This window comes from Clostridium sp. (assembly GCF_051650885.1).
Lineage (GTDB): Bacteria > Bacillota > Clostridia > Clostridiales > Clostridiaceae > Clostridium.
Genome location: NZ_JBOFRG010000167.1, coordinates 19,573 through 43,777, shown reverse-complemented (window position 1 = coordinate 43,777; position 24,205 = coordinate 19,573). Strand labels below are relative to the sequence as shown.

The 24,205-nt window shown below is 29.6% G+C and carries 21 protein-coding genes, 2 tRNA genes, 2 pseudogenes and 1 riboswitch; of the genes and pseudogenes, 7 read left to right on the top strand and 18 right to left on the bottom strand.

What is annotated here, in order from left to right:
• Both ACRC28_RS08315 and ACRC28_RS08310 read right to left on the bottom strand, forming a co-directional pair.
• Positions 1–553: TIGR01212 family radical SAM protein (locus ACRC28_RS08315; protein WP_438542990.1), on the bottom strand; the 553-nt coding region annotated here is incomplete at its 3' end.
• Positions 554–623: 70 nt separating this feature from the next.
• On the bottom strand, positions 624–1,685 hold the full coding sequence (locus ACRC28_RS08310; protein ID WP_438542989.1) for a hypothetical protein: 1,062 nt from the start codon (positions 1,683–1,685) through the stop codon (positions 624–626).
• Positions 1,686–1,817: 132 nt separating this feature from the next.
• On the opposite strand from ACRC28_RS08310, the gene ACRC28_RS08305 reads away from it, so the two are divergent.
• Complete coding sequence (locus ACRC28_RS08305; protein WP_438542988.1) at positions 1,818–2,876, top strand: YkvI family membrane protein; 1,059 nt, start codon at positions 1,818–1,820, stop codon at positions 2,874–2,876.
• 22 nt (positions 2,877–2,898) lie between these two features.
• On the opposite strand, the gene ACRC28_RS08300 is transcribed toward ACRC28_RS08305, so the two are convergent.
• Both ACRC28_RS08300 and ACRC28_RS08295 read right to left on the bottom strand, forming a co-directional pair.
• On the bottom strand, positions 2,899–4,137 hold the full coding sequence (locus ACRC28_RS08300) for a peptidoglycan-binding protein (RefSeq protein WP_438542987.1): 1,239 nt from the start codon (positions 4,135–4,137) through the stop codon (positions 2,899–2,901).
• 41 nt (positions 4,138–4,178) lie between these two features.
• Positions 4,179–7,658: a S8 family serine peptidase gene (locus tag ACRC28_RS08295; protein WP_438542986.1), complete on the bottom strand. Its 3,480-nt coding sequence runs from the start codon at positions 7,656–7,658 to the stop codon at positions 4,179–4,181.
• A 136-nt stretch (positions 7,659–7,794) separates the two neighbouring features.
• Between ACRC28_RS08295 and ACRC28_RS08290 the strand changes: the two genes are divergently transcribed.
• Both ACRC28_RS08290 and ACRC28_RS08285 read left to right on the top strand, forming a co-directional pair.
• A tRNA-Met gene (locus ACRC28_RS08290) sits at positions 7,795–7,870 on the top strand.
• 152 nt (positions 7,871–8,022) lie between these two features.
• A tRNA-Met gene (locus ACRC28_RS08285) sits at positions 8,023–8,098 on the top strand.
• Between the two features lie 87 nt (positions 8,099–8,185).
• Here ACRC28_RS08285 and ACRC28_RS08280 read toward each other — a convergent pair.
• Positions 8,186–9,217: a TRM11 family SAM-dependent methyltransferase gene (locus ACRC28_RS08280; RefSeq protein WP_438542985.1), complete on the bottom strand. Its 1,032-nt coding sequence runs from the start codon at positions 9,215–9,217 to the stop codon at positions 8,186–8,188.
• A 145-nt stretch (positions 9,218–9,362) separates the two neighbouring features.
• On the opposite strand from ACRC28_RS08280, the gene ACRC28_RS08275 reads away from it, so the two are divergent.
• Together ACRC28_RS08275 and ACRC28_RS08270 are read left to right on the top strand one after the other, a co-directional pair.
• Positions 9,363–9,644, top strand: coding sequence for a hypothetical protein (locus ACRC28_RS08275; protein ID WP_438542984.1), 282 nt, complete (start codon positions 9,363–9,365; stop codon positions 9,642–9,644).
• Positions 9,637–9,963: a hypothetical protein gene (locus ACRC28_RS08270; protein ID WP_438542983.1), complete on the top strand. Its 327-nt coding sequence runs from the start codon at positions 9,637–9,639 to the stop codon at positions 9,961–9,963. Before ACRC28_RS08275 ends, ACRC28_RS08270 begins: the two co-directional genes overlap by 8 nt.
• 37 nt (positions 9,964–10,000) lie before the next feature.
• Here the strand turns inward: ACRC28_RS08270 and ACRC28_RS08265 are convergent, their stop codons facing one another.
• The 4 genes and pseudogenes from ACRC28_RS08265 to ACRC28_RS08250 all read right to left on the bottom strand — a co-directional run.
• Entirely contained in the window at positions 10,001–10,813 is an 813-nt protein-coding gene (locus tag ACRC28_RS08265) for a GNAT family N-acetyltransferase (protein ID WP_438542982.1), read from the bottom strand.
• A gap of 233 nt (positions 10,814–11,046) precedes the next feature.
• On the bottom strand, positions 11,047–11,385 hold the full coding sequence (locus tag ACRC28_RS08260) for a zinc ribbon domain-containing protein YjdM (RefSeq protein WP_438542981.1): 339 nt from the start codon (positions 11,383–11,385) through the stop codon (positions 11,047–11,049).
• Positions 11,386–11,587: 202 nt separating this feature from the next.
• Positions 11,588–12,301, bottom strand: a pseudogene (locus ACRC28_RS08255) (FAD-binding oxidoreductase); the annotation flags it as partial.
• Between the two features lie 60 nt (positions 12,302–12,361).
• Positions 12,362–12,898, bottom strand: a pseudogene (locus tag ACRC28_RS08250) (NADH peroxidase); the annotation flags it as partial.
• Positions 12,899–13,157: 259 nt separating this feature from the next.
• On the opposite strand from ACRC28_RS08250, the gene ACRC28_RS08245 reads away from it, so the two are divergent.
• On the top strand, positions 13,158–14,702 hold the full coding sequence (locus ACRC28_RS08245) for a DUF6056 family protein (RefSeq protein WP_438542980.1): 1,545 nt from the start codon (positions 13,158–13,160) through the stop codon (positions 14,700–14,702).
• A gap of 50 nt (positions 14,703–14,752) precedes the next feature.
• On the opposite strand, the gene ACRC28_RS08240 is transcribed toward ACRC28_RS08245, so the two are convergent.
• From ACRC28_RS08240 to ACRC28_RS08220, 5 genes are all read right to left on the bottom strand, one after another.
• Entirely contained in the window at positions 14,753–15,508 is a 756-nt protein-coding gene (locus tag ACRC28_RS08240; RefSeq protein ID WP_438542979.1) for an ABC transporter ATP-binding protein, read from the bottom strand.
• Positions 15,509–16,543, bottom strand: coding sequence for a FecCD family ABC transporter permease (locus tag ACRC28_RS08235; protein ID WP_438542978.1), 1,035 nt, complete (start codon positions 16,541–16,543; stop codon positions 15,509–15,511).
• Positions 16,527–17,447, bottom strand: a complete 921-nt coding sequence (locus tag ACRC28_RS08230; RefSeq protein ID WP_438542977.1) for an ABC transporter substrate-binding protein — start codon at positions 17,445–17,447, stop codon at positions 16,527–16,529. Before ACRC28_RS08230 ends, ACRC28_RS08235 begins: the two co-directional genes overlap by 17 nt.
• Before the next feature lie 126 nt (positions 17,448–17,573).
• Positions 17,574–17,757, bottom strand: a riboswitch (cobalamin riboswitch).
• A gap of 164 nt (positions 17,758–17,921) precedes the next feature.
• Positions 17,922–19,367 (bottom strand): MFS transporter, encoded by a 1,446-nt coding sequence (locus ACRC28_RS08225; RefSeq protein ID WP_438542976.1) that lies wholly within the window; start codon positions 19,365–19,367, stop codon positions 17,922–17,924.
• A 17-nt stretch (positions 19,368–19,384) separates the two neighbouring features.
• Complete coding sequence (locus ACRC28_RS08220; RefSeq protein WP_438542975.1) at positions 19,385–19,816, bottom strand: MarR family winged helix-turn-helix transcriptional regulator; 432 nt, start codon at positions 19,814–19,816, stop codon at positions 19,385–19,387.
• Positions 19,817–20,032: 216 nt separating this feature from the next.
• On the opposite strand from ACRC28_RS08220, the gene ACRC28_RS08215 reads away from it, so the two are divergent.
• On the top strand, positions 20,033–21,892 hold the full coding sequence (locus ACRC28_RS08215; protein WP_438542974.1) for an LTA synthase family protein: 1,860 nt from the start codon (positions 20,033–20,035) through the stop codon (positions 21,890–21,892).
• A 41-nt stretch (positions 21,893–21,933) separates the two neighbouring features.
• Here ACRC28_RS08215 and ACRC28_RS08210 read toward each other — a convergent pair whose 3' ends face one another.
• The 4 genes from ACRC28_RS08210 to ACRC28_RS08195 form a co-directional block, all read right to left on the bottom strand.
• Positions 21,934–22,608, bottom strand: coding sequence for a helix-turn-helix domain-containing protein (locus ACRC28_RS08210; protein WP_438542973.1), 675 nt, complete (start codon positions 22,606–22,608; stop codon positions 21,934–21,936).
• A 5-nt stretch (positions 22,609–22,613) separates the two neighbouring features.
• Entirely contained in the window at positions 22,614–22,976 is a 363-nt protein-coding gene (locus ACRC28_RS08205; RefSeq protein WP_438542972.1) for a DUF3783 domain-containing protein, read from the bottom strand.
• 11 nt (positions 22,977–22,987) lie between these two features.
• Positions 22,988–23,506, bottom strand: coding sequence for a peptidylprolyl isomerase (locus tag ACRC28_RS08200; protein ID WP_438542971.1), 519 nt, complete (start codon positions 23,504–23,506; stop codon positions 22,988–22,990).
• Positions 23,507–23,788: 282 nt separating this feature from the next.
• Positions 23,789–24,058 carry an STAS-like domain-containing protein gene (locus tag ACRC28_RS08195; protein ID WP_438542970.1) on the bottom strand — a complete coding sequence of 90 codons (270 nt, stop codon included), beginning with the start codon at positions 24,056–24,058 and terminating at the stop codon, positions 23,789–23,791.
• Positions 24,059–24,205: the final 147 nt, after the last annotated feature.

The window sequence follows — 24,205 nt, the reverse complement described above, 5'->3', positions numbered from 1 at the left end:
CAATATTTCTTTTCTTTACTCTCTCAATTGCATCACTATAAACAACTGTATCATATCCTCTGTTTATTTTTCTTCCTGTTTTATCAGAAACTGTTTGAAGCCCTATCTCTATCCACACATATAACTTCTTATTCATTTCCTCAATCAAATCTAAAACTTCTTCATCTAAACAATCTGGTCTTGTTGCTATAGCAAGTGCAACAACACCTTCTTGATTTATTGCCTCTTCATACTTTCTTTTAAGTTCATCAATAGGTGCATATGTATTTGTGTAAGCTTGGAAATATGCTATATACTTTCCTTCTTTCCACTTTTTATTCATCATATCTTTAACATCTATAAATTGCTTTGATATAGATATTTCTCTATCTCCAGCAAAATCACCAGAACCTCTTTCACTACAAAAAGTACAACCACCCTTTGCAACTTTTCCATCTCTATTAGGACATGTAAATCCACCATCTAATGAAATTTTAAATACTTTTTCACCAAATTTTTGTCTTAAAAAATGGTTTAGATTATTATATCTTTTACCATTCCACTCTTTAATCATTTTTCTCCTCCATGTTATAAGTAATTTTTACTTTATCATATCACAGTTGCTCCTTTTGTTAAAATTCCTATTAAACTTTATCTATAGATTTTTCTTTTAAATCAATAGTGTATTCTCCTAATAATTCCTGATAAATTCCATTAACATTCTCTCGCTTCTTTACATTTATTATTACATTTGATTTAACTGACGCTAAGTATTCTACTGTATATCTATCATCTGGAAATAATTTTTGTAAATCTATTGGTAACAATCCTCCATCAGGAATACCATATATATTTATGCCAGATGTATTATTGCTTCTTTCATATCCTACAATTAATGCATCATTTTCTTCAGAAAATATAAATTCCTTTACTTTTGCATTAGAAATAATATCGCAATATACTATTTTCCCTGCTATAGGTTTTTCAAATATCTTTTTCATATCATCTGATGTTAGCCCTTCTGCAAGGTTTGCAACTCTTGCCATAGCAGGTCTTGCATTTTCAAGTATAGCAACTCCAATAAACGTATCTTTCCCATCTGTTGTACTAAAAGCTACATAATTTCCATCAAAACTTACTCCTAATGTCTGAAACTCCTTTTTAGGGATACTGTCTTTATTTAACATAACCTCTTCATTCCTTGGATATAAAGCATTTGGGATTACTTCTAAATTTGTTACTACATCTATGTTAGACGCCCCACTATCTATCATTTTAATAGCACCCTTTGTTGCAAAAATTTCTTTATTTATTCTACTCTTCACTTCTGCTATTTTATACTCATCATTTGAATCTCTTAAAACTTTAATTATCCACATGTCTAAATCACATTTTTTATCCCCCATTTTACTCTTAACAACTGCTGTTTCTAAATAAACACCATCACTTACCTCAGTTGCTCTAATTATTTTATAAGAAACTATGGGTAAAGCCTCTTTATTTAATATAGTTTTTGAAGCAAGTTCCTTTGTTGCTATTTCATTTGCTCCTATTACATCACCCTTTTGAATTCTATAGACATATTCTATAGCTTTTAATTTTGCTGTTTCTACATTAAAAATATTGACATCATCTGACTCTATTTTCTCACAACCTATACAAAAAAATAAAACAAGTAGTACTATAACTACATACTTTTTCCTCACTCTAAAATCCTCCCTAATCTTTAACTTTTCTTAGTTTTTCATTTTAAAATCTCTATTATTCACTTTTATTAGAATATTTTTTAAGCTTTACCTATATATTGTTAAGAATACTAATTTTAAAAGGAGTTTTTTATGAGAAATTTATCTAAAATTTTTCAAATAGCAGCGGTATTTATTGGAACTATAGTTGGTGCCGGTCTTGCATCAGGTCAAGAGATAACCAACTTTTTTACATCCTTTGGACCTAAAAGCTTTATATTTATAATCTTCTGTGGGATTTTTTATATAATAATTGGTTCAATTATAAGTAAAATAAGTAGCAATAAAAATCTTCATTCTTATAATGATTTTATTAATGTTATCAGCCCCAATTTCTTTGGGAAAATAACTGGACTTACAACCACTTTTTATCTTATCTCAAGCGCTTCAATAATTCTTGCAGGTAGTGGTGCTTTAATTCATCAATTTTCAGGAATTCCAAAGCTTGTAGGTACTTTTTTGATGATAGGTGTATCTCTCTTCTTTTTATATAGAGGAACAGAAGGACTTATTGAAGTAAACTCATTTATAGTGCCAACATTAATTTTTACAATCACTGTTATAACAGGACTTTATTTATTTTTTTGTATGGACAACATAAGCATATCTTCAATTATTCAAAGCTTTCCTAAAAAAGAAGGAAGTCTTACTATCTCAACTATCCTTTACGCAGGATATAATGTACTTTGTTGCTGTGGTGTTTTAGTTCCTTTATGTACATCAGTTAAAGACCATAAAATAATGAAAAAAGGGGTTATAGTTGGAGCAGTAGGACTTACATTATTATCATTAATGATAAACTTCCTACTTTTTATAAACGTTCCTTACACCTTCCAATATGAAGTACCACTTCTTTTCGTAGCTAAAAGATTTGGAACAGTAATACAAGCTTTATTGCTTATAGTAATCCTTATGGAGATGTTCTCAACAGAAGTATCAGATGTTTATTCCATCGGAAAAACTCTAGAACAAACCCTCAAAATCCCATTTAAGAAAGCTGTTATATTAGTTTTATTAATAGCCTTTCCAATATCTCTTATAGGCTTTGGTAACTTAATTAAAACTTTGTATCCTATGTTTGGATGTCTTAGTTTAATATTTGTTTTCTTTTGCATTAAATACTATATTAAAAATGAATTCAAACGTAAATAAAGGACTGCTTTTAAGCGGTCCTTTATCCATTTAATTCTGCAATTTTAGTAACTCCTGTGTATATTTCTGATATTTTATACCAGGTTGCATAATCTACAACTCCTGTTTGATTTAATCCAAACACTCCTTGAAAAACCTTTACCTGATCCGCAACTGCCTTTCCATAGCTTCCATCTACAGCTACCTTAGGTATCAATGGATAGTTTACAGCTATTCTATTTAAAAATTGCTGTACTGTTCTTACCGGCTCTCCACTTGCTCCAATATTTAATGAATATCCTGGGTAAGATTTTGGGCTTCCCTTTACCTTTTCTGCAGTTTGCAAAACTATATTATTTCCATAGTAATATTTTAAAATTTCAAATGGTGTTTTACCTTGGTCACCTAAAGTTTTGCTCCCCCATTGGCTAAACCATGCAGGACATTTTACTGTCGTTCCATTACAATATTGTGTTAAAAGAGGTTGCTTTCTCCCTGTTCTTTTAACAAATGTAGAAAAGATTTCATCTACTGCAACACTAATGCTTTCATAAATAGTTCTTCCATAAACAAATGCATGGTCATATGCCGTAGAATTTGTTATATCAAAAGGATATCCCTTTGCTCTATACCACTCTGTGTATATTCTATTTAAAGTAAATGAAATTATACAAAATATGTTTGCTTGAATAGTAGTCTTAGGCCAAGTAGAATATATCTCACTTGATGCTACATTTTTTATATAATCTTTATAAAGTAGTTTATAATTTTTCCCTCCTTGGCTTGGATTTCCTTCATGCACCACAATATATTCAGGTACTACTGGCTTTGGAAGTACAACTCCACTTGATGGTGGTGGAAGCTTTTTCATTTCTGCTTCTGGAATTTTTTCTGGAAAATTTCCATACAACCTATTATCTAATACTGTTATTATACTTGGATTCGCAGCTCCTTTTTTAGGCTTTAAATTACACTTTTGATATGCAGTTTCTCCTGAATAAATTTGACATCCATTTACTATAAAATCTTCAAATCCATCCTTTTGAATTTTAATATCATATTGGCTATATGGAATTTTTCCTGTTGGTGTTTCACTATTTTTCTTTGGTGGTGCATCTAATTCTATAATTTCTGTAAGTCCTGATGAATCTGTACTTAACATAACTTCTCTTGCACGCTTTTTTGAGCGTCTTCCAGTAGTTATTATTGCTTTACATCCATCTAGTGGGATATAGTCCTCTCCTTTAAAACATTGTATCTTTAACCTTCCTTTTTCAGGCATAAATATACTCCTTAGTATTACTCTTATAATTAATTTATTCCTTACTCCCTTTTTGGTTCATTGTTTTTAGGAATTCTTATAAATAACTCTCCTACATCATAAGTTCTAAACATACTTTCCTCTTGTTTTTTCCTCATATTATCAAATACACCTTTCATATCTATCATTCCATATCCCCACTCTTTATTAGGATAAGAATCTCCGGGTCTCATTTTAGCTCCTCTTATTAAATAAGTTTTCATTTTAACAGAATACATAGTCGTATCATTTCCATCAATTACTCCCCATTGCATCATAAGCGCTGCACACCCTGCTACAACAGCTCCTGCAATAGATGCTCCACTTGATACTTGTGTTCCTCCTCCTGGAAGTAATGTTATTGCATCCACTCCTCCTGCTACAACATCTGGCTTTATTCTTTCATCTCTTGTATTTCCTCTTCCTGACTTACTCACTGTTGCATTATTATTTTGATTATAATACCCTACTGATATTATATTTTCTGCTGTAGATGGCATTTCTAAAGTACAATATTGGCTTGAATTTAAAAATTTTGTTCCATCTCCAATCAAGCTTCTTTGTGGTATCCATGCATCATACCTTCCATCAACAATATAGTCTCCTATAAGCTTAAACTGCCATATCCCTTCCTTTAAGTCAGTAGCTTTTATACGTATAACTTCATCTCCTGTTACTTCCTCCGGAATAAGGTATTGTATAAAAATACTTGTTTTTTCAAAAACAAATCTTATCTCTTCAATTTGTTTTAGTTTTGCTTGTATCTTTTCAATTACTTCTCCTGAAGGGGATACTATTCCTAATGAAACTTTATCTGGTTTTCTACACCAAATCTCAAAATTAAGATTACCTTGATTTTTATCTACTAATAATTCTATAGTCTTTGTATCTCCTGACTTTCTAAGCATTCCCTCTGTATGAGAATCTTCATTCCCCTCATTACCAGTGTTTGCAACAACAACAACACCTTTCTTCTTTGATAAATCATCTATATATCTCTCAATTATAGTGTTTCCATCATGAGAGCCTAAATTTGTTCCAAGTGGTACATATATAACTATTGGCATTAACCTTTCCTTTGCTATACCTAATAAATGTCTTATTCCAAGAAGTATATCTGAATTTTCATATCTTCCTATTCCTTCTTTTGTTACTCCAGCTTCTTTTAAATAATTTTCAGATGCATTTTTAAGCTTAACTATAACAAACTTACAATCTGGTGCTGCACCTATAATCTCTGGATTTTTTCCCCTGGCTCCAATTATTCCTGCCACCATAGTTCCATGTCCATTCTCATCCTTACTTTCAACAATAGTATATGGGTCTCCACCTGAAGCCTTTAAACTTAAGCTTTTATTTATATCAGCATCATCATATACCTTTCCATAATGATGCCATACTACAGGAGGTCCTTTTACAGTTTGATCCCATATTGATAGTATTCTTGTTGTATTATCTTCATTTATAAATTCTGGATTCAAATAATCAATTCCCGTATCAACTATTCCAACTAACACGCCCTTACCTGTAAGTGATAAATATGGATTATTATTAAAAAGATATGTCCCTGCAGACTCAGTTGGTGATATTTTATTTAAAGTATAAACTGGTGACGCTTCCACAAATACAATTTGCTTAATTTCCTCTAACATTTTAGCCATAATATCAAACGGTGCTTCTAATACAGCTATTCTATCATCTAAAATTATAAGTTCAGCTCCATTATATTTACTTACTTCTTTTTCTATGTCACCAAAGTATTCTACAATTTTTCTAGCTCTATCCATTCTCATCCCCCTCATTTTTTCATTATTTAAAATTTCAAACGTATTTTGAAGACATGCTACTCCATACCCCCAAATTGAATTTGGATATAATTCATCTGGTCTATTTCTTTTTGCACCTTTTACAAGATAACTTTTAAGCCTTTCCCCAAACAAAGATTTGTCATTCTTTTGAACTATTCCCCATTCCATTAACAATGCTGCTATCCCTGTAATATGAGGTGCTGCCATTGAAGTTCCCGTTTTTGTATCAAACCCATCGGGAATTAAAGACATTATATTTTCACCTGGTGCTATAACTTCTGGCTTTATTACATCATTTGAATATATAGCTCCTCTTCCACTAAATGCTGATATGTTATTCGTTACGCTATTATAGCTTCCAACTGATATAACATTTCTAACAGTTGCTGGAATTCCTATTGTAAAAAATGGGTCTGCATTTAAAAATTTTGTTTCTGGGTTTAAGCCTTCTTGTATTGGAAGCCATATATTAAACCTTCCTCTCTTTCCATCAATTGAGTTTATTTTAATTCTCCATCTTCCTTCTTGAATAAATTCTGCATTAGATACAATTGTTATTAAAATTTCCCCCATCAAATCAAATGGCTTTGGCCCTGACATATAAAAAAGAACACTGTCATTCCCCACACTAATTTTATTAAATCCTTTTTTAAGCTCCATTGTTCCTGAACTTAAATCAGATGAGTTTAACACCTCAACAGTAATTCTACTTAAAACATCTAAAAACATTGAAAATGTAATTGAACCTTCTCCTGATCCAACATTAAAATCAATTTTTTCTTCTACCCTTAAATCTCCAAATACATGATGAGATATTGAACCTTCATTTCCAGCTGCAACCACCATCGTTACTCTCTCTAAATCACAAACTGTTTCTATATATTTTTCTAACAATGAATTTCCATTATGTGCACCATCATTTGTACTTAAGCTTAAATTTATAACTAATGGCATATCTAGTTCTTTAGACTTATCTACTAAAAATTTTATTCCTCTCATTATTTGTGTACTTATACTAAACTTCCCTCTAGTCGCTTTAACCATTGCAATTGAAGCCTTTGGTGCAACTCCATATTTATCCTTTGGAATATTACCACCAGCACAAGCGATTCCTACAACATGGGTTCCATGCTCTATCAAATCATAAGATGGAACTATCTCTTCAGGATTATTTGATTTTAAAGCCATATTTATTTCTGCTTTCGTAAAAACTTTTTCAAGCTCTAAATCCCAAATATACTCAATCCTTGTTTCTCCATTTTCTTTTCTAAATCCTATATTTTTATAATCTATACCAGTATCTATAAATCCAACTAAAATACCTTCTCCATATAACTTATATGCATTTTGGACTTCAGGAACACAAATATCTCTATTACTATAAAAATCACTTGTGTACACAGTCTTTGGTAATTCTAAATATTGAAACTGACTTAAACTATTAAGTTCTTGTATTTTATCCACAGGAATAGTAATTATTCCGTACCCATATCCTAGTTTTTCATACTTTCCGCCTAAGTTTTCCACAGATTGTGAAATTTTATCCACATTATCCCCACTTATACCCACAACTTCTATGGATTGTTTCTTATCTTTCTTATTTCCTCCATTAATAAATTCAACCTTATCTGCTAAATCTCGATTACCGATTGAATTATATAATCTAATTTTTGAATCTAACCTTTCCTCCCTCATAAATCTCTCCTACATAAATTTCTTATTCTTATAATATGAAACTTATACAAAACTGCTATCATAGTAAGTTTTTGTTGACTTATATAAATATAAAGACTATACTTAGTCCATAGTCAAAAAAGAGACACCTTAATATCGCGGGGTGGAGCAGTTGGTAGCTCGTCGGGCTCATAACCCGAAGGTCGTAGGTTCAAGTCCTGCCCCCGCAACCATAAAGACTTTCTAAAAGTCTTTTTTTTATGAAAACAGTATTTTTATTCAAAATACTAAAATTTCAAACTTTTAAAATATATTCCTTGACTTCTACTGATATAAGGACTATACTTACAACAGTCGGTAAGGAAGAAATTAAAACATTTAATATCGCGGGATGGAGCAGTTGGTAGCTCGTCGGGCTCATAACCCGAAGGTCGTAGGTTCAAGTCCTGCTCCCGCAACCACAAAAGACTTTTTTATAAAAGTCTTTTTTTTATGCAAAAAAAACCACCAGTTAAAACTGATGGTTAAACTAAAAATAATTTTATTCTCTACTTTTTCACTGCAACTATAAGATTTCTGTTTATTGCTTGATCCACTCTGTGTATATATCCGTTAAATGGCTCTTCATCTAAAACTGTAAAGTTATTTTCTTCTAAAACTTCTTTTACATCCTCATACTTTAAAGTAAATTCATTAAATGAAATACATAATGCACCCTTTACTTTTAATACGTTTTGCCATGCTGGAATACAATTTTTTAAAAGCTCTAATGGACTTCTATCCATTGTAGAATCTCCTTCTGCCTTGCTTCCATGTTGCACACCATAAGGTAAATCTGATACTAATATATCGCATGAATTTCTTTTTAATAAAAGATTTGCATTTCTTGTATCTGATAAGAACAGATTAAAGTTTTGTGTATTTCCACAAGTAAAATCTTCTTTTGTACTTGCCATATCTACTATAAAGCAGTCTGCTATTTTCTTTCCTTTTATTCCTGATCTTTTTTCTTTTTGTGCTTTATGCTTATATTTTCCAAGCTTTAAATATCTAATGATATAGTTTTGAATTTCTTGTGTCCACTGTGCATTTATCTCTATTCCTGCTACATCAAACCCTCTTATAAGCCCTTCATAAAGAGTTGTTCCTTTTCCGCACATCGGGTCTATTAATTTAATTTTTTTACTTCCTGTTTTACATGCACTTAATGCTAAATTTACCATTAGTCTTGTAAATTGCTCATTTGTTTTTCCTGTGTACTTTAATATTTGAACCATACTTTCTGGGAATGTTCTAAAATCTTTTACTATAATTGGCTTTAATAAATTTCCTTCAACAATCTCAAACATTGCATAGTATATTGATGCTGTACCTATAGCCTCAAAATCTTCTTCCTTTAATTCTTCCTTTGTATTAAAGCAAATACTTGCAGGTAATCCTAAATCACCTTCAAACATTTCTTCTATATGTACTTCCCTTGCTCCTAAAATAGCCTTAAGTTCAGAGTATGCTATATTTAAAGCCGTATCAAAATATATTCTATTGTGTCCTGGATTTGCTAAAATTACGTATCTATTCATAGTTTTATCCTACCTTCTTCTTTTTGATAAGCTTAATTTTACAATACTTGATAACTAATTTCTATATCTTTTATAAAATATACGTATTTCTTCTATATCCTTTAATCATGCTATACTTATTTATAGAAAGGTTGTGATTTTATTTATGGTAGATTTAAGCAACTTCATAGATTTTACTTTTATTAAGTTAAGAAGATTAGAAATAAATCAAGGTGTTTCTATTTTAACCTTTAAAAAAGATAGAAAGGTCTCTGTTATAAAGCGTACAGATTCCTATGATGTAATTGAAGATGGTTTTTTCAAAGAAACCTTTAAAGCTTTAGATGAAAGAGGCGTTAGAAAACTTTTAAAATCTATGGTAAAAAAAGAATTTCCAAGAAGTAATAGACTTCATTTAGCAGTAATAGAAGGTGACATAAATGTTTAATATTAAAATTGACGATAATCATATATTAAAGAAATTTTTCAAAAAATTCTCTACTCATGAGGAAGCAATAATAAAAAATATCCATACTGTTCTTCCTGTTTTTATTACAGAAAAGCCTTATAAAATAAAAACTGCTCATGGTTTAAAATATAAAGGTGATATTATTTATGAATATAAGGTTGTAATTAATAAATTCACTAACTTTAGAGCAGCCTATACATTAAAAGATAATGATATCTTAATAATCTTTATCTCAGACACTACGATAAAGAGAGACTTTGTAAATTTATTATCTTCATTAAATGATGTAAGTAAGTAAAATTAAACCCACTAGCGCTTTGCTAATGGGTTTAATTTTATATTTTAAATTTCAAAAATCTTGCCTTCATACTCATTCCAGCTTTTATCTGAGCCTTTAGTGAATTATGATTATAAGCCCAACAGCCTGAAATAGGTTCTTTTCCAACCATATATGCAAGTTCTTTAAGTCTTATAAGAATTTCAGTTCCATAACCAAGTCCTCTATATTTAGAATTAACATACATTCCTATGTTAACTTGATTATTAAATAATATTCCATTTACAAAGTGACCTACCCCTATTACCTCTTCTCCATCTATGGCTAAATACACTTGCCCACTTTTTATTTCTTCCTCTAAATTCGAGTAATATCCTTCAGTTACATTTTCAATATTTCTCAAATCTTCTATCATTGCAAGCTTTAATTCTAGTCTTTCTAAATCTATAATCTTTCTTTTAGAATCTATAGAATAATAAGAATCCTTTTCCATATCCTTTGAATACTCAAGTGCAAGCCCCATAAACATTTCATCACTTGTAGTTACTGCTGCATACTGAACATTTTCAAGTCTTTTTACTTCCTCAAATATTTTATACTGTAAATGTCTATACTCTAATTCTATAGCTAAAACCATAATCATATTACTTTCAAAAATACCACAAACCCCTGAAAACTTTCCATCTACTTGTATTTCATAGAAGCTTGATTTCATAACCCTCTCTTCCCAAAATACATCTATAAAGATAGAATTTTCATTATAATATTTTTTCAAATAATCTAAAATATTTTCCTTGCTTCTTTTTAAAAATCTTATATTCATCATTCTTCCTCCACTCATAAAATCTACTAATTTTACTCTAACATACACCTATCTAAATTCAAATCTTTTTCCATTATTATCTTATGGCTAGTAAATCTTCTAAATGCTATAATTCTTTTGTTAAAAAACAAAAAAAGCGTCCATCTTCCCAAAAGTAACGCTTTTCTCTAATTCTAATTCAATAGCCCTAAAACAAAATAAACGTTCTAGGTTAAGCATAGTGTTTGCAGCACTATGCTTTTCTTATATTCTTATTTTATCAAATTTAATTTAAAAATAAACTAGATTTTCTTAACAAATTCTGATTTTAAGCTCATTGCTCCAAAACCATCTATTTTACAATCAATGTTGTGATCTCCATCAACTAATCTAATATTTTTAACCTTAGTTCCTTTTTTAAGTGCTGATGATGCACCTTTTACTTTAAGGTCTTTTACTATAGTTACTGAATCACCATCTTGAAGTATGTTTCCGTTAGAATCCTTTACTACTAGAGTATCTTCAGATGCTTCTGTACTGTTTGCACTCCATTCGTGAGCACACTCTGGGCATACTAACATTAATCCATCTTCATAAGTATATTCTGAACCACACTTTGGGCATTTTGGTAAAGCTGACATATCTATTCCTCCTAAACTTTTCATATGTAATATTCTTATTATATGTAGTTTTTATCGAGTTATATAATATCATAGTCTTTCTTTATTGGCAAATCACTGTTATTTATTGTCAATTTAAACATAAAAGGAATTTTTTTACTTTTAAAAAGCTTAGCAAAAAGATTTTCACTTTCTGCTAAGCTTTTATCTTATTTTATCTTCACTACATATCTTTTAAGTCTGCTGATGGTCCAAACATCTCATAGTTTATAGAGTCTTCTTTAACTCCCATTCCTATAAGTGTATTGTAGATGTGTTTCATAAATCCTAATGGTCCACAGAAGTAGAATTCTGCATTTTTAGGTAATGATTCTATCCATTCTTTTGACATAAATCCTTCAAAGTCATAGTCTTCACCTTTTACATCATTTTCTAATGGTGTTTGGTAGAATATTGCACTTTCTACATTTGAATGATTTTTCTTAATTTCTTCTAATTCTGATTTAAATGTATGTGCTGTTGAGTTTAATACTGCTTGTGCAAACACAACTTTTCTATCGCCTTCAGATGCTTTATATAACATTGACATCATTGGAGTAACTCCAATTCCACCACTTAAAAGAACTAATGGTCTATCATTATTTCCTTCTTTTAATATAAATTCTCCAAGAGGGCTTGTTGCTTCAATTACATCTCCAACACTTAAGTTTTCATGAATGTATTTTGATATTAAACCTTTTTCTTCTTTTTTAACGCTTATTCTATAGAAGTCTGCTCCTGGTTTCATTGAAAGACTATATTGTCTAACTTCATTAACATTTTCACCTGATTTAACTGGTTTGATTGAAAGGAATTGTCCTGCCTTATGCTCTGCTAAAGGCTTTCCATCTACTCTTTTAAAATAGAATGAAGTAATTACATCATTTTCTTGTACTCTTTTTATTAATTCAAACTTTTTAAATTCAAATGGATCTTCATTGTTATCATTATTATCTCCAAAGTATCTATCTAAAAGACCTTTAAAAGCTCTTCCATGTCTTGCTTCATCTTTACACATTTCATGAACTGTGTCATGGATTGCATCTAAGTTTAATTGTTTTGCTAAAGTAGCTAAGTCTTTTTTACCTTGACATGCACCAAATTCAGCATCAACTCTTGCTTGTAAGTTAGCTTTTGTGTCAGCTACCACAACCTCACCTAAAAGTTCTGCAAATTTAGCAGCATGCTCTGCTTCTTCAAACGCTATTCTTTTGTAAGCTTCTGCAACTTCTGGTTTACCTTCTCTATCCGCTTGTCTTGACATTGCTAAATACATTCCAACTTCAGTACATTCACCCATAAAGTTAGCTCTTAATCCTTCAACAACTTTTTCATCAACACCTTGAGCTATTCCAACTCTATGTTCATCTGCCCATTGCATTTCGCCTTCCATCTCTTTAAATTGATCAGCACCTACACCACATATAGGACATTTTTCTGGTGCCTCATTTCCTTCATGAATATATCCACAAACTACACATACAAATTTTTTCATAATCAATTCCTCCTAAACTTTTTTTCTATCTATCATTACGTTATTATTCTCTTATCTATGACTAAATTATATACCATCCAAATCAATTAATCAATAATAATTATTACTTAATAATAAAAAATTTTTATGAATCCTAAAAAAGACTTATCACTTCAAATTTGTACTCTTTTTTTACATTTTATTCATATATAGCCTTCTATTATGATGTATCATTTAAATGAAATATATTTTTAATAAATACATATGTTAGGAGATATTTATGAAAAAAAAATTATATATAGCAGTGTTTGGAATTCTGTATCTTAGAGTTTTATACCTTTTCCCATATACTGCTGATGACTTATTTTGGGGTAGTTCCGCAGGTATGAAGCAATTGCACCATTTTTTTTATGGATATAACGGTCGTTACCTAGGTAATTCTTTAGTTATGATTATTACTAGAAGTGTAGCCTTAAAGATTTTTGTTATGATGCTTTGCTTTGCATTAATCGGCTATTTCGCTTCTAAATTAATTCAAAATGAAAGAAATAAAAGCATTTTACTTCTTACTCTTGGAGCCATTTTAGTATTAATGCCACGTGAATTATTAATGCAATCCATTGTATGGACTGCTGGATTTTCTAATTATATACCACCAGTTGTAATTATATTAATTTATCTAAATATAATTAGAAAATATATATTTGATGATTCTAAAGAATGTAATTCTAAACTTACTTATGTTCTTGCCTTTATACTAAGTGTCTCTAGTTCACTGTTTGTTGAGCATGTAACTTGTTATAACGTAGCAATGTCTATTGTTATTTTAATTTTTGCAATAATTAAGTGTAGAAAACTTATTAAACTTTCTATCACTTATATGATAGGAGCTTTCTTAGGATTTTTAATTATGTTCCAAAATCCTGCTTATCATCAGATGGTTCAAGGAAACTATTCTGGTCGTGCTATTGATAAAGCTTCTATGTTTACTAAAGCAATTTCACAATTATTTGTTGTTATTTATAAGCAATTAATTTTCTTTAATGTTTTTTTAAACCTTTTATTAGCAATAATTATAACTTTAGTATTAATCAAAAAGTTTAAAGAGAAAAAACATCGTATTTTAGGAAGTCTTATAATTATTTATCTTTTCTCTTTTGTTATATTTAGTGGATACTATTACTTTACTTATTATATGGTTAAGTTTAATGGTGTTAATTATGACTGGAGTCGTGGACCTTTAGCAATGATTGGGCTTATAAGTAGTATAATTTTCTACTTTGTTTTAGTGTTAGTACCAATTATTTATTTTAAGAAAAATAATAAATTAGTAGCTTTATTCTTTATATTAAGTATTGGAGTAGTTACAATTCCTTTATTTATAGTTCATCCTATAGGACCTAGATGCTTTGCACCTATGTATATTTTCTTTGGAATGTATATAGCAACTGTTATAAATGAATTAGATACTTCTAATATAGTAAGAAACCTACTTTTAATTTTCTTATTAGCATTAAATATAATAGGATTTTTCAACTTATTTAGAGTTTATACTCCTATTCATAAACTTACTGTTGATAGAGCCAAAGTACAGGAGATTCAAGTTAAAGAAGGGAATACTAATATTTATATTCCTGATGACTTGCCTAACAATTTAGATAATGACTATGTTTGGTATTGGAGACCAAGTGTTTGGAATGAAAATTATAAAGAATTTTATAACATTCCTATGAATGATAAATTAGTTACTATGCCTTATTCACAATGGATGCAAAAATATGGTGACATAATAAAATATCCTTCTATTAAATGGCCTAACAACTAAATTTGTAATTTAAAAAGCTAGAGATAATTCTTTTATCCCTAGCTTTTACTTTATACCCATTTTTTTAACGCCTCTAGCATAAAACTTCTTATATTTATGCCATAAACTTTTTCTATATTTTCACTTTTAAGTACCTCTTCCGATTTTTCATTTAGCACTATCTTTCCATCATCTATAAGAATTGATCTTTCACTAAACATACTCACTAAATTCAAATCGTGTAAAACACCTATTACTATCTTATTTTTCTCTTTTGCCCATTTATTTATATATGTTAAAATTTCAATTTGATATTTTAAATCAAGATGATTTGTTGGCTCATCTAAAAGTATTATTTCAGGCTCTTGTGTAAATGCTCTTGCTAAATACACTCTTTGCAATTGTCCACCTGATAACTCCTTTATGCTTCTATCTTTTATATCTAAAATTCCTACTTCTTTTAATGAGCTTAATATTATTTCTTCATCTTTTTTCGTATAACTTGAAAACATATCTTTCATATACGGATATCTTCCAAGTGCCACAGCTTCATATACTGTATATTCAAAGAATATTTCTGCATTTTGGCTCATTAATGCAACCTTTTTAGCCAAATCTTTTCTTTTTAAATTTTTTCTATCTATATTTTCTATATTAACTATACCTTTATACTCAATAATTCCTGCAATAGCCTTTAATATTGTACTTTTACCACAACCATTTGGTCCTATTATAGAAATAGTTTCACCTTTTTTCACATTAAATGAAACATCATGTACCACATCATTTCCATCATATCCACAACTTAAATTTTTAATTTCAAGCATTTACTTTCCCCTCTTCTTTCCAAAATAAATATATGCAAAAAATGGTGCTCCTATTATAGCTGTTATTGCACCTACTGGAAGTTCTGATGGTGATATTACTGTTCTTGCAATTAAATCAGTTATAACCATAAATGTTCCACCAATTAAAATACTCATAGGTATTATTATTTTATGCTTTGAACCAAATATTCTTCGTACAACATGAGGAACAATTAAATCTACAAAACCAATAACACCACTAAGTGCTACTGCACTTCCAGAAAGAATTGCAACTCCTACTAGAAGTATCTTTTTAACCTTTGATGTTTCTACTCCTACTGATAATGCATACTCTTCACCAAAGCTTAAAATATCCATTTCCTTTGTATATCTTAAAATTAAGCCTATTCCTGTAATTGCAAAAGGAATTCCTGCAATAACATAGCTCCAACTTTTAAGCCCAAAGGAACCCATTTGCCACATAGCAACTGATTTTAAATCTTCACTAAAAATAGCTGTAAGAGTAGTTAATATTGCACTTGCAAAAAGTGATAAAACCATTCCTGAAAGTATCAACGTATTATTTGAAAATCCTCTATCCACTTTATTTGCAAACATTATTACTGTAAAAATAGTTATTACTCCACATACAAATCCTATTATAGGCATTGTGAAATTCCCTAAGAAAGGTATTGATATACCAAGCATTATGTATACTCCAACCCCAAGAGATGCTCCTGCTGAAACTCCAATAGTATATGGAGATGCTAAAGGGTTCTTTAATATAGACTGGGTAACAGCACCACTAACTGATAAAATCGCTCCAACTATAAATGCTAATATAACTCTAGGCAATCTTATTACCCAAATTATAGCCACGTCCTGTGCATTTATACTTTCTGGTAGTGGAATATTAAAAAGTTTATTTCCTATTATCCTAACTATATCCATTATATTAATATTGGAACTCCCTATGGAAGTTCCAATACATATAACTAATATAGCAATAGGGATACTAAGCCACATTAATTTATTCTTTTTAATCAAGTGATGCATACTCTTTAGGATAAACAGCTTTTGCTATTTCCTTTAACGCCTTTATTGAATCTTGGCTTGGACGTGATGATGCATTTTTATCTATTACAAATACTTGTTTATCTTTTACAGCCTTTATAGTATTAAATCCTGGTCTGTCTTCTATGCTCTTAACTGGATTAGGTAAATAAGTTTCATTAGTTAAGATTACATCTGGATCTTTCTTTATAACTGACTCTGCTGAAGGACTTATCCACTCTTTTTCATCTGCAAAAATATTTTTTGCTCCAACAATTTCTATCATTGAATTTAAGAAAGTATTATTTCCAAAGCTAAAAAGATTTGGGTCTGAACCTATCTCAAAATAAACAGTTTTCTTATCTTTTATAGTTTTTCCTATAGCTTCAATTTTAGCTATTTCACTTTTCATTGAATCTACCATTTCAGTGGCTTTCTTTTCTGTTCCTGTAAGTTTCCCTAGAAAATCTATATCTTCATAAATCCCTTCAAACCCTCCGCTTGTTGGTACATAAACCACTGGAATTCCAGCATCCTTTATAAGCTTAAATGGGTCTTCTTTTCCTTCTTTATTATGAGTTGATGCTATAACTATATCAGGCTTTAAAGCTATAATAGCCTCTGCATCAGGATTTCTAAAATCAATCTCTGGTATTCCTTGCTTTATTCCTGGAACATCCTTTGAATATTTATCTATTCCTACAATTTTATCACCTAAACCAAGTCCTACTAAAATTTCAGTATTTGATGGTGCAGTTGATATTATTCTTTCAATTTTTTTAGGTGCCGTAAATTCATTTCCAGCCCTATCTTTCATAGTTACTTCTTTATTTCCACATCCTACTAAAGCCCCTATAACAAGAGTAAGTGCTGCGAAAACAACTAATAGTTTTTTAAAGTTTTTCATTATTATATCTCCCTTTTAATTATTCAGGGTACTTTGATTACTACGCAAAAAAATACGCATCCTATAAAGGTATGCGTTAAATACGTACTTTTTATACATACTATCATTACCCAACCCTCAGAAGGTAACAATACTCATATAAAGGCAGGTATCCCGGCTCAGAATCATCCTCAGTCTAAACCTTCCCACAAAAATCATGCAGTGGCATATAAAAAGACTTCGTCATCCATACGGTTACTGGGGTAGCTAAGGCATTTAACCTTATTCCCTTTTAAGTTTTTATAAAAAACACCATTTATAAGTTAATCTCCCTAATTCTACTTTCAACTTCACCAAAAGTCAATAATTTATTCACACTTTATTTTAGTTAAGAGTTAATAGGTTAGAAGTAACAGTTAATTGAATTCCCAATTCTAAATTTTTAATTTCAAATTCTAAATTAAAAAGACGTAACTCTCGCTACGCCTTAAATTTCTATCTGTTTCCTTCTAATTTTCTCTCTTTATTAATCTTAAGTATTATACTTAAAACAATTAAAACTCCAACAAAACAAATTCCTGCTCCTATTAAAAGAACTATATCCATTGAACTTACAAAAATTTTTCCATGCCCTGGAACAAATCCTCTAACTACAAAACCTAATTTTCTACTCATTAAATCATATAAAAGTGATGTTCCAAATGTAATTCCACAAACCATCCCTAGATTTCTAACAAGTCCATTCATACTACCTGCTATTCCAAGTTGTGTTCTATCTACTGATGACATTACAATAGCATTCATTGGTGCTTGGAAGAATCCATTTCCAAATCCCATTATGAAAAGATATAGAATCACTAGTAATATATTTGTTTCTGGCTTCAATGTACTAATTAGTAAAAATCCAATTCCACAAATTATTAATCCTATAAAAGGTAATATTTCTCTTCTCATTTTATCAGAAAGACTTCCTGCAAGTGGTGATGAAATTGATAATGCTACTGGGAACACAATCATTAGAATTCCACTAACTCCTGGTGATATTCCTCTAACTGATTCATAGTAAAATGGTAATAATATTGAATAACTACTTGTAGCTGTAAATACTAAAAATGATGCAAATACTCCTTTTGAGAATCTGTGATTTTTAAATATTTTTAAATTTAAAACTGGTGATTTAAATTTAACCTGAGTAATCATAAATACTATAAATCCTACAATTGCTATTACGAATGATAATAATATATATTTATTTGTAAATCCATAAATACTACCTTCAGTTATTGCAATAACTAACGCAGTTATTGTTATCATAAATAAAACTGTTCCTATTAAGTCAAGCTTTGGTCTATTTTCTTTAGGAACCTTACTGCTTGGTAAGATTTTAAATGCTAATATAAGAGCCACTATTCCTATTGGAATATTTATAAGGAATATATCTTCCCATTTAAATTCTGATATAATTCCCCCAAGTGCTGGACCTATCATCGTTCCAAGTGCAACTACAAGTCCCGATATACCAAGTGCTTTTCCTCTTTCTTGTGGACTAAATGCAGCTGTAATTATACCTTGGCTATTTGCCATAGTACATGCAGCTCCAAGACCTTGTATTCCTCTTGATATTATTAAAAATGTTATGTTATGTGAAAGACCACATAATAAAGAACCTACTGTAAATATAATAATTCCAATTCTAAAAACTTTAGTCTTTCCTATAATATCTCCAAGTCTTCCAAATGTTAATATAAGACCTGAAATTACGATTAAATATGTAGTGATAGCCCATTGAATACTCGACATAGACACTTTTAAATCATGTGATATAACCGGCAATGCAACATTAACTATACTTGCATCAAGACATGCCATAAAAGTAACTATGACAACGCTAAATAGTATAAGCCATCTTTTACTATCTGCTACTTTTTCTTTTGTTTCCATCCTAATTTCTCCTTCGTTTACTTTTCTGTATTATCTACCATATACTCTAACTTACTCATCATTTCCATTCGCTCATCCTCTTCCATACCTTCAGTCATAATTAAAACCCAATCATTTAAAACCCTAAATATTTCTGGTTTTACTTTTTGACCTTCTTTTGTTAAAGAAACTTCACAAGCTCTTTTATCAGTTTCACTCTTTATTTTTTCTATAAAGCCCTTTTTCACTAAATTATTTATAACTTTAGTTGTTAATGCAGGATCTACTGATAATTTATGAGATAAATAAGTCAAATTCACGCTCTCATTATCTGGAATATTTATTATGTACATATATTCTGATGATGTTATATTATATTCCTTAAGATTATTATTTAAATAAACTAAACTTCTTCTATACAACATAGAAATATATTTTCCTATATATCTAATATTATTCTTATCTTCCACTTTACATACTCCTTCTATCATATCTATCTACTATATTTCAATTTATTTGATATGTCAAACAAATTGAAATGTCTTTTTTACCTTTTTTATTTTTAAATGTTATAAAAATACATTTTTTTTGAAATTTAAGTATGGTATCATATATCTGTTCATAAAAAATATTTTTCATTTTAATATTTTTTTATGATTATTTTTATTTTCGGGGGGGAAAATTTAATGCAAATAATAAGCTACTTAATTCCTGGATTATTGATAGGATTTTTTAGTTACTTTTTATTCGAAAAAGCTAAAACTACTAAAACCTTATTAAAGGAATTATTAACGAAACTAGTGTTTTTAAATGTAGTTTCTTTAAGTATTTTAAAATTTCTATTAGGTAAACCTAATATACTTAAAGCATCATTTTATAACACTTCTCTTATGATAAAGTATATTTTATTTACTTTATTATTAGGACTTATTTACTTAACCTTTAAAGGATTAATGTTTAAGAAACTTCATTTTGAACTTGTAACTGAAAAGAAAAATTGGAAAGTTATACTTATTCAAGTTTTTTCAGTTGTCTTTATCGCTATTGGAGCTTCCTTTATATTTTTTGCTGATTGGTTTATTGACTATTTCGGAAACATTACACCAGAGCAATTTTTATTCAATTTACACTCACCGCTTAAAGGGACAAGCACAGATATGTATGTTGAAATTTTAAATACTCCTGTATTTTCAAGTATTGCATGTATTCTAATATTTATTATAATTGTTAGTTTTAAATATAATATCTCTTTAGATTTTAAAGAACGTAATATAAAACTGATTACTCTTAAATATTTCAGAATAGCGGTTCTTATATTCAGTTTTATTTTCCTAGCTTCTGGTGTCTACTATGGTTCAAAAAAATTAAGACTTCCTGAAGTTGTAAAATCATATTTCTCAGATTCAGCATATATAAAAGATAATTATGTTGATCCACGTAATGTAAAAATGGAATTTCCAAAGAAAAAAAGAAACTTAATTCATATTTATTTAGAATCTGTTGAATCATCATATCTTTCAAAAGAACTTGGTGGATACATGGATGTTAACTTAATGCCAGAATTGACTACTCTTTCAAAAGAAGGTGTGAGTTTCTCTCATAATGACAAATTTGGTGGTCCATATCAAACTTACGGTTCAAGTTGGTCTGTTGCTTCAATGATTAATATGGGTGCAGGTATTCCATTAAAAATCCCTATGGGTGGAAACTCTTATGGTAAATCTGGAAGCTTCCTTCCTGGTGCTGTTACAATAGGTGATATTCTAGCTACTGAAGGATATAATCAAACTATTATGTTTGGTGCTGACGCTGATTTTGGTGGTTTAACAACTTACTTTGGAACACATGGAGATTTTAAAATCTTTGACCACAAATATGTTTTAAAAGAAGGTTTAGTTCCTCCAAACTACGATGTTTGGTGGGGATTTGAAGATGATAAATTATATGGATTTGCAAAGCAAGAATTGACTAGACTTTCAAAAGAAGGTAAGCCATTTAACTTCACAATGGAAACTGCAGATACGCATTTCCCAGATGGTTACCTTTCTAAACATGCTGAAAAGAAACATAAAAGTCAATATGCAAATGTTATTTCTTATTCAACTAAAGAAGCTGTAGAGTTTATAAAATGGATTCAAAAACAACCATTCTATGAAAATACAACAATAGTAGTAACTGGTGACCACTTAAGTATGGATAAAAACTTCTTTAAAAATTGGGATCCAAACTATCGTAGATCTGTATTTAATTTAATTTTAAATGCTGATCCTACAACTACTAACAAAAATGTTGATAGACTTAAAAATAGAGAGTTCTCACCAGTTGATTTTTATCCTACAATTTTAGCAAGTATGGGTGTTAAGATTGAAGGAAATAGACTTGGTCTTGGAACAAATTTATATTCTAACGAAAAAACATTAATTGAACGTGATGGAGTAAAAACTTTTGATACTAGCTTAGGTGAAAAAAGTAACTTCTTCAATGATACCTTTATATCAGAAGATAAAAATAGTACTTTTTCTAATAAATTAGTTACTTACAGATAATAAAAAGGACTTTTTCAAAACTGAAAAAGTCCTTTTTTAACTTATAATTTAATTTCTATTCTATCTAACTTTGCTATAACTTGAAGGTTTCTTACTTCAACAGTTTCAGTCATAACTGAACCTCTATTACTCATAAGAAGAACTTTAGAATTATCTAATCTTTTGATTTCTCTAACCTTATTTTCGCCCTTATGGTTTACTAAGAAGAATCCATTTGAATCTAAGTTATTTACTAAATGTGCAAAAACTAAATCTCCTTCAAGCATTCTACATCCACTCATTTCATCATTTTGGATTTTAATATATAAAACTTTATCTTGTGGATATCCTTCTACCTTATTAGAATGAATAGGTAACTCTTTACTTCCTAATACATTTTTTAAAGTATAATCATATATTGGTACATTTTTAAGAACTGATGAAAATGCACTTTCCCAAACTTCATTTTTTTCAACTTTGGTCTTTTTAGGTGCAAAACTTTTTTCATTTTTTCTTTCTTCCATTAAATCTTTGTCTGTAACAACCATGCTTATATCATTAAAATCTGCTTTTAATACCTTTGCTGCTCTATCTATAAAAGATTCCTGTGCAACTTTTCTTCCAAGCTCAACTTCATTTAAAAACTTTTCTGCAACTCCAAGCTTTTTTGCTAAAGCTTTTTGTGTCATATTTTGTTTAAGTCTCGCTTCCTTAATCTTTTCACCAACTCTACTCAAGGTAATTATCTCCCCTCTTGCATCTGCTTATGAAGTTCTCTCTCTTCCATTAAATGATTTATAAGATAGTGGAAGCTCCACATTCTTGACATAGGTGTAACCATTGCAAGAATAACTCCTGGAACAGTGCTTCTTACTTTACTTATAGTTCCTCTAGCTTCGCTATCTGCAAAGTCATGGAATAATACTACCTTTTCTTTAGGTAGCTCTTTTACAGTCTCTAGCCCTTCACCGCTATGTGTTGGGATTTGACCAATTTTTAGTTCTGCCATTTCTGGCTTTATTTCTATAACTTTTCCAAAGGCTCTTAATGCCATTCTTTCTTCTTCAGTTAGCCCATAAGCTAATAAACACTTATTTTTTTTCATAATTTCACCTATTATATTGTTTCTGGCTCTTTTGGCTCATATCCACATAAATCAACAGTTACAGTTTCCATAACTTGGTCATCATATGGTCTATCTCCTCTATCTCTTGGCTGTTTAACTATTTCATCTGCAACTTCCATTCCTTCAATTACTTTACCAAATGAAGCATATTGACCATCTAAATGTGGTGCATCTGATGTCATTATAAAGAATTGGCTTCCTGCCGAGTTAGGGCTCATTGCTCTAGCCATTGATAAAACACCTTTGCTATGTCTTAAATCATTTTGGAATCCATTTGATGTGAATTCTCCTTTTATACCATATCCTGGACCACCCATTCCTGTTCCATCTGGGCATCCTCCTTGAATCATGAATCCTGGAATTACTCTGTGAAATATTCTTCCGTTATAAAATTCTGTTTCAATTAATGAAATAAAGTTATTTACTGTATTTGGAGCTATTTCAGGATATAATTCTGCTTTTATAACTCCCCCATTTCTCATTTTTATAGTTACTATTGGATTACTCATATTAAAAATCTCCCTTCAAACTTTATATTTTTATATTATTCTCTAAAGCTAAACTTTAAATTCAAAATTTACCTTTAACAATAATATTTTTATTATATTGAAATTATATCTCATTTGTGATTTTTTATCCATAAAATAAAAAAATCCTACTATATCATTTTAATCTATAGTAGGATTTTTATATCTTATTCTATTTTCACTCATTATAATACTCCAATTAATTATTTTAATTTAAACTGCATTAAATATTAGTCCCCACATTTATTTATATACTTAAAATAATTAATTTAAGAATGTAGTTCCCATTACAACTCTTGAATAATCATTTGTATTTGTTAAGTTCTTAACAGTTATATTGTTGTAAACAACGTCTCTTCCTTGCTCATTTATTAAATCATTAAAAAGACTTGTTAAGAAAGTGCTAGGAACTCTATCAAATCCTTCAAAATCTAATACTACTTGCTCTCCACTGCTTTTTATAGTTTCTCTTAGGAATATAGCATCTTCAATACCAAAATTTTCTCCTAATAATTCTTTTACATTTACCATCATTTTGAACACCTCATTTTAATTTTAGTTATTTGTTTAAATTTTCTGACAATTTATTTTATGTCTCTATATTATCAATTTCTTTTTTCTTTGTCAACTATTTAACAAACTTTTTTAAAACTTTTTATAGATATAGTTTATTATATGTAA

Coding starts and splice junctions, on each gene's coding strand:
- ACRC28_RS08305 (WP_438542988.1), top strand. CDS start 1,818: ATGAGAAATTTATCTAAAATTTTTCAAATAGCAGCGGTATTTATTGGA.
- ACRC28_RS08300 (WP_438542987.1), bottom strand. CDS start 4,137: ATGCCTGAAAAAGGAAGGTTAAAGATACAATGTTTTAAAGGAGAGGAC.
- ACRC28_RS08295 (WP_438542986.1), bottom strand. CDS start 7,658: ATGAGGGAGGAAAGGTTAGATTCAAAAATTAGATTATATAATTCAATC.
- ACRC28_RS08280 (WP_438542985.1), bottom strand. CDS start 9,217: ATGAATAGATACGTAATTTTAGCAAATCCAGGACACAATAGAATATAT.
- ACRC28_RS08275 (WP_438542984.1), top strand. CDS start 9,363: ATGGTAGATTTAAGCAACTTCATAGATTTTACTTTTATTAAGTTAAGA.
- ACRC28_RS08270 (WP_438542983.1), top strand. CDS start 9,637: ATGTTTAATATTAAAATTGACGATAATCATATATTAAAGAAATTTTTC.
- ACRC28_RS08260 (WP_438542981.1), bottom strand. CDS start 11,385: ATGTCAGCTTTACCAAAATGCCCAAAGTGTGGTTCAGAATATACTTAT.
- ACRC28_RS08245 (WP_438542980.1), top strand. CDS start 13,158: ATGAAAAAAAAATTATATATAGCAGTGTTTGGAATTCTGTATCTTAGA.
- ACRC28_RS08240 (WP_438542979.1), bottom strand. CDS start 15,508: ATGCTTGAAATTAAAAATTTAAGTTGTGGATATGATGGAAATGATGTG.
- ACRC28_RS08235 (WP_438542978.1), bottom strand. CDS start 16,543: ATGCATCACTTGATTAAAAAGAATAAATTAATGTGGCTTAGTATCCCT.
- ACRC28_RS08230 (WP_438542977.1), bottom strand. CDS start 17,447: ATGAAAAACTTTAAAAAACTATTAGTTGTTTTCGCAGCACTTACTCTT.
- ACRC28_RS08225 (WP_438542976.1), bottom strand. CDS start 19,367: ATGGAAACAAAAGAAAAAGTAGCAGATAGTAAAAGATGGCTTATACTA.
- ACRC28_RS08215 (WP_438542974.1), top strand. CDS start 20,033: ATGCAAATAATAAGCTACTTAATTCCTGGATTATTGATAGGATTTTTT.
- ACRC28_RS08205 (WP_438542972.1), bottom strand. CDS start 22,976: ATGAAAAAAAATAAGTGTTTATTAGCTTATGGGCTAACTGAAGAAGAA.
- ACRC28_RS08200 (WP_438542971.1), bottom strand. CDS start 23,506: ATGAGTAATCCAATAGTAACTATAAAAATGAGAAATGGGGGAGTTATA.
- ACRC28_RS08195 (WP_438542970.1), bottom strand. CDS start 24,058: ATGATGGTAAATGTAAAAGAATTATTAGGAGAAAATTTTGGTATTGAA.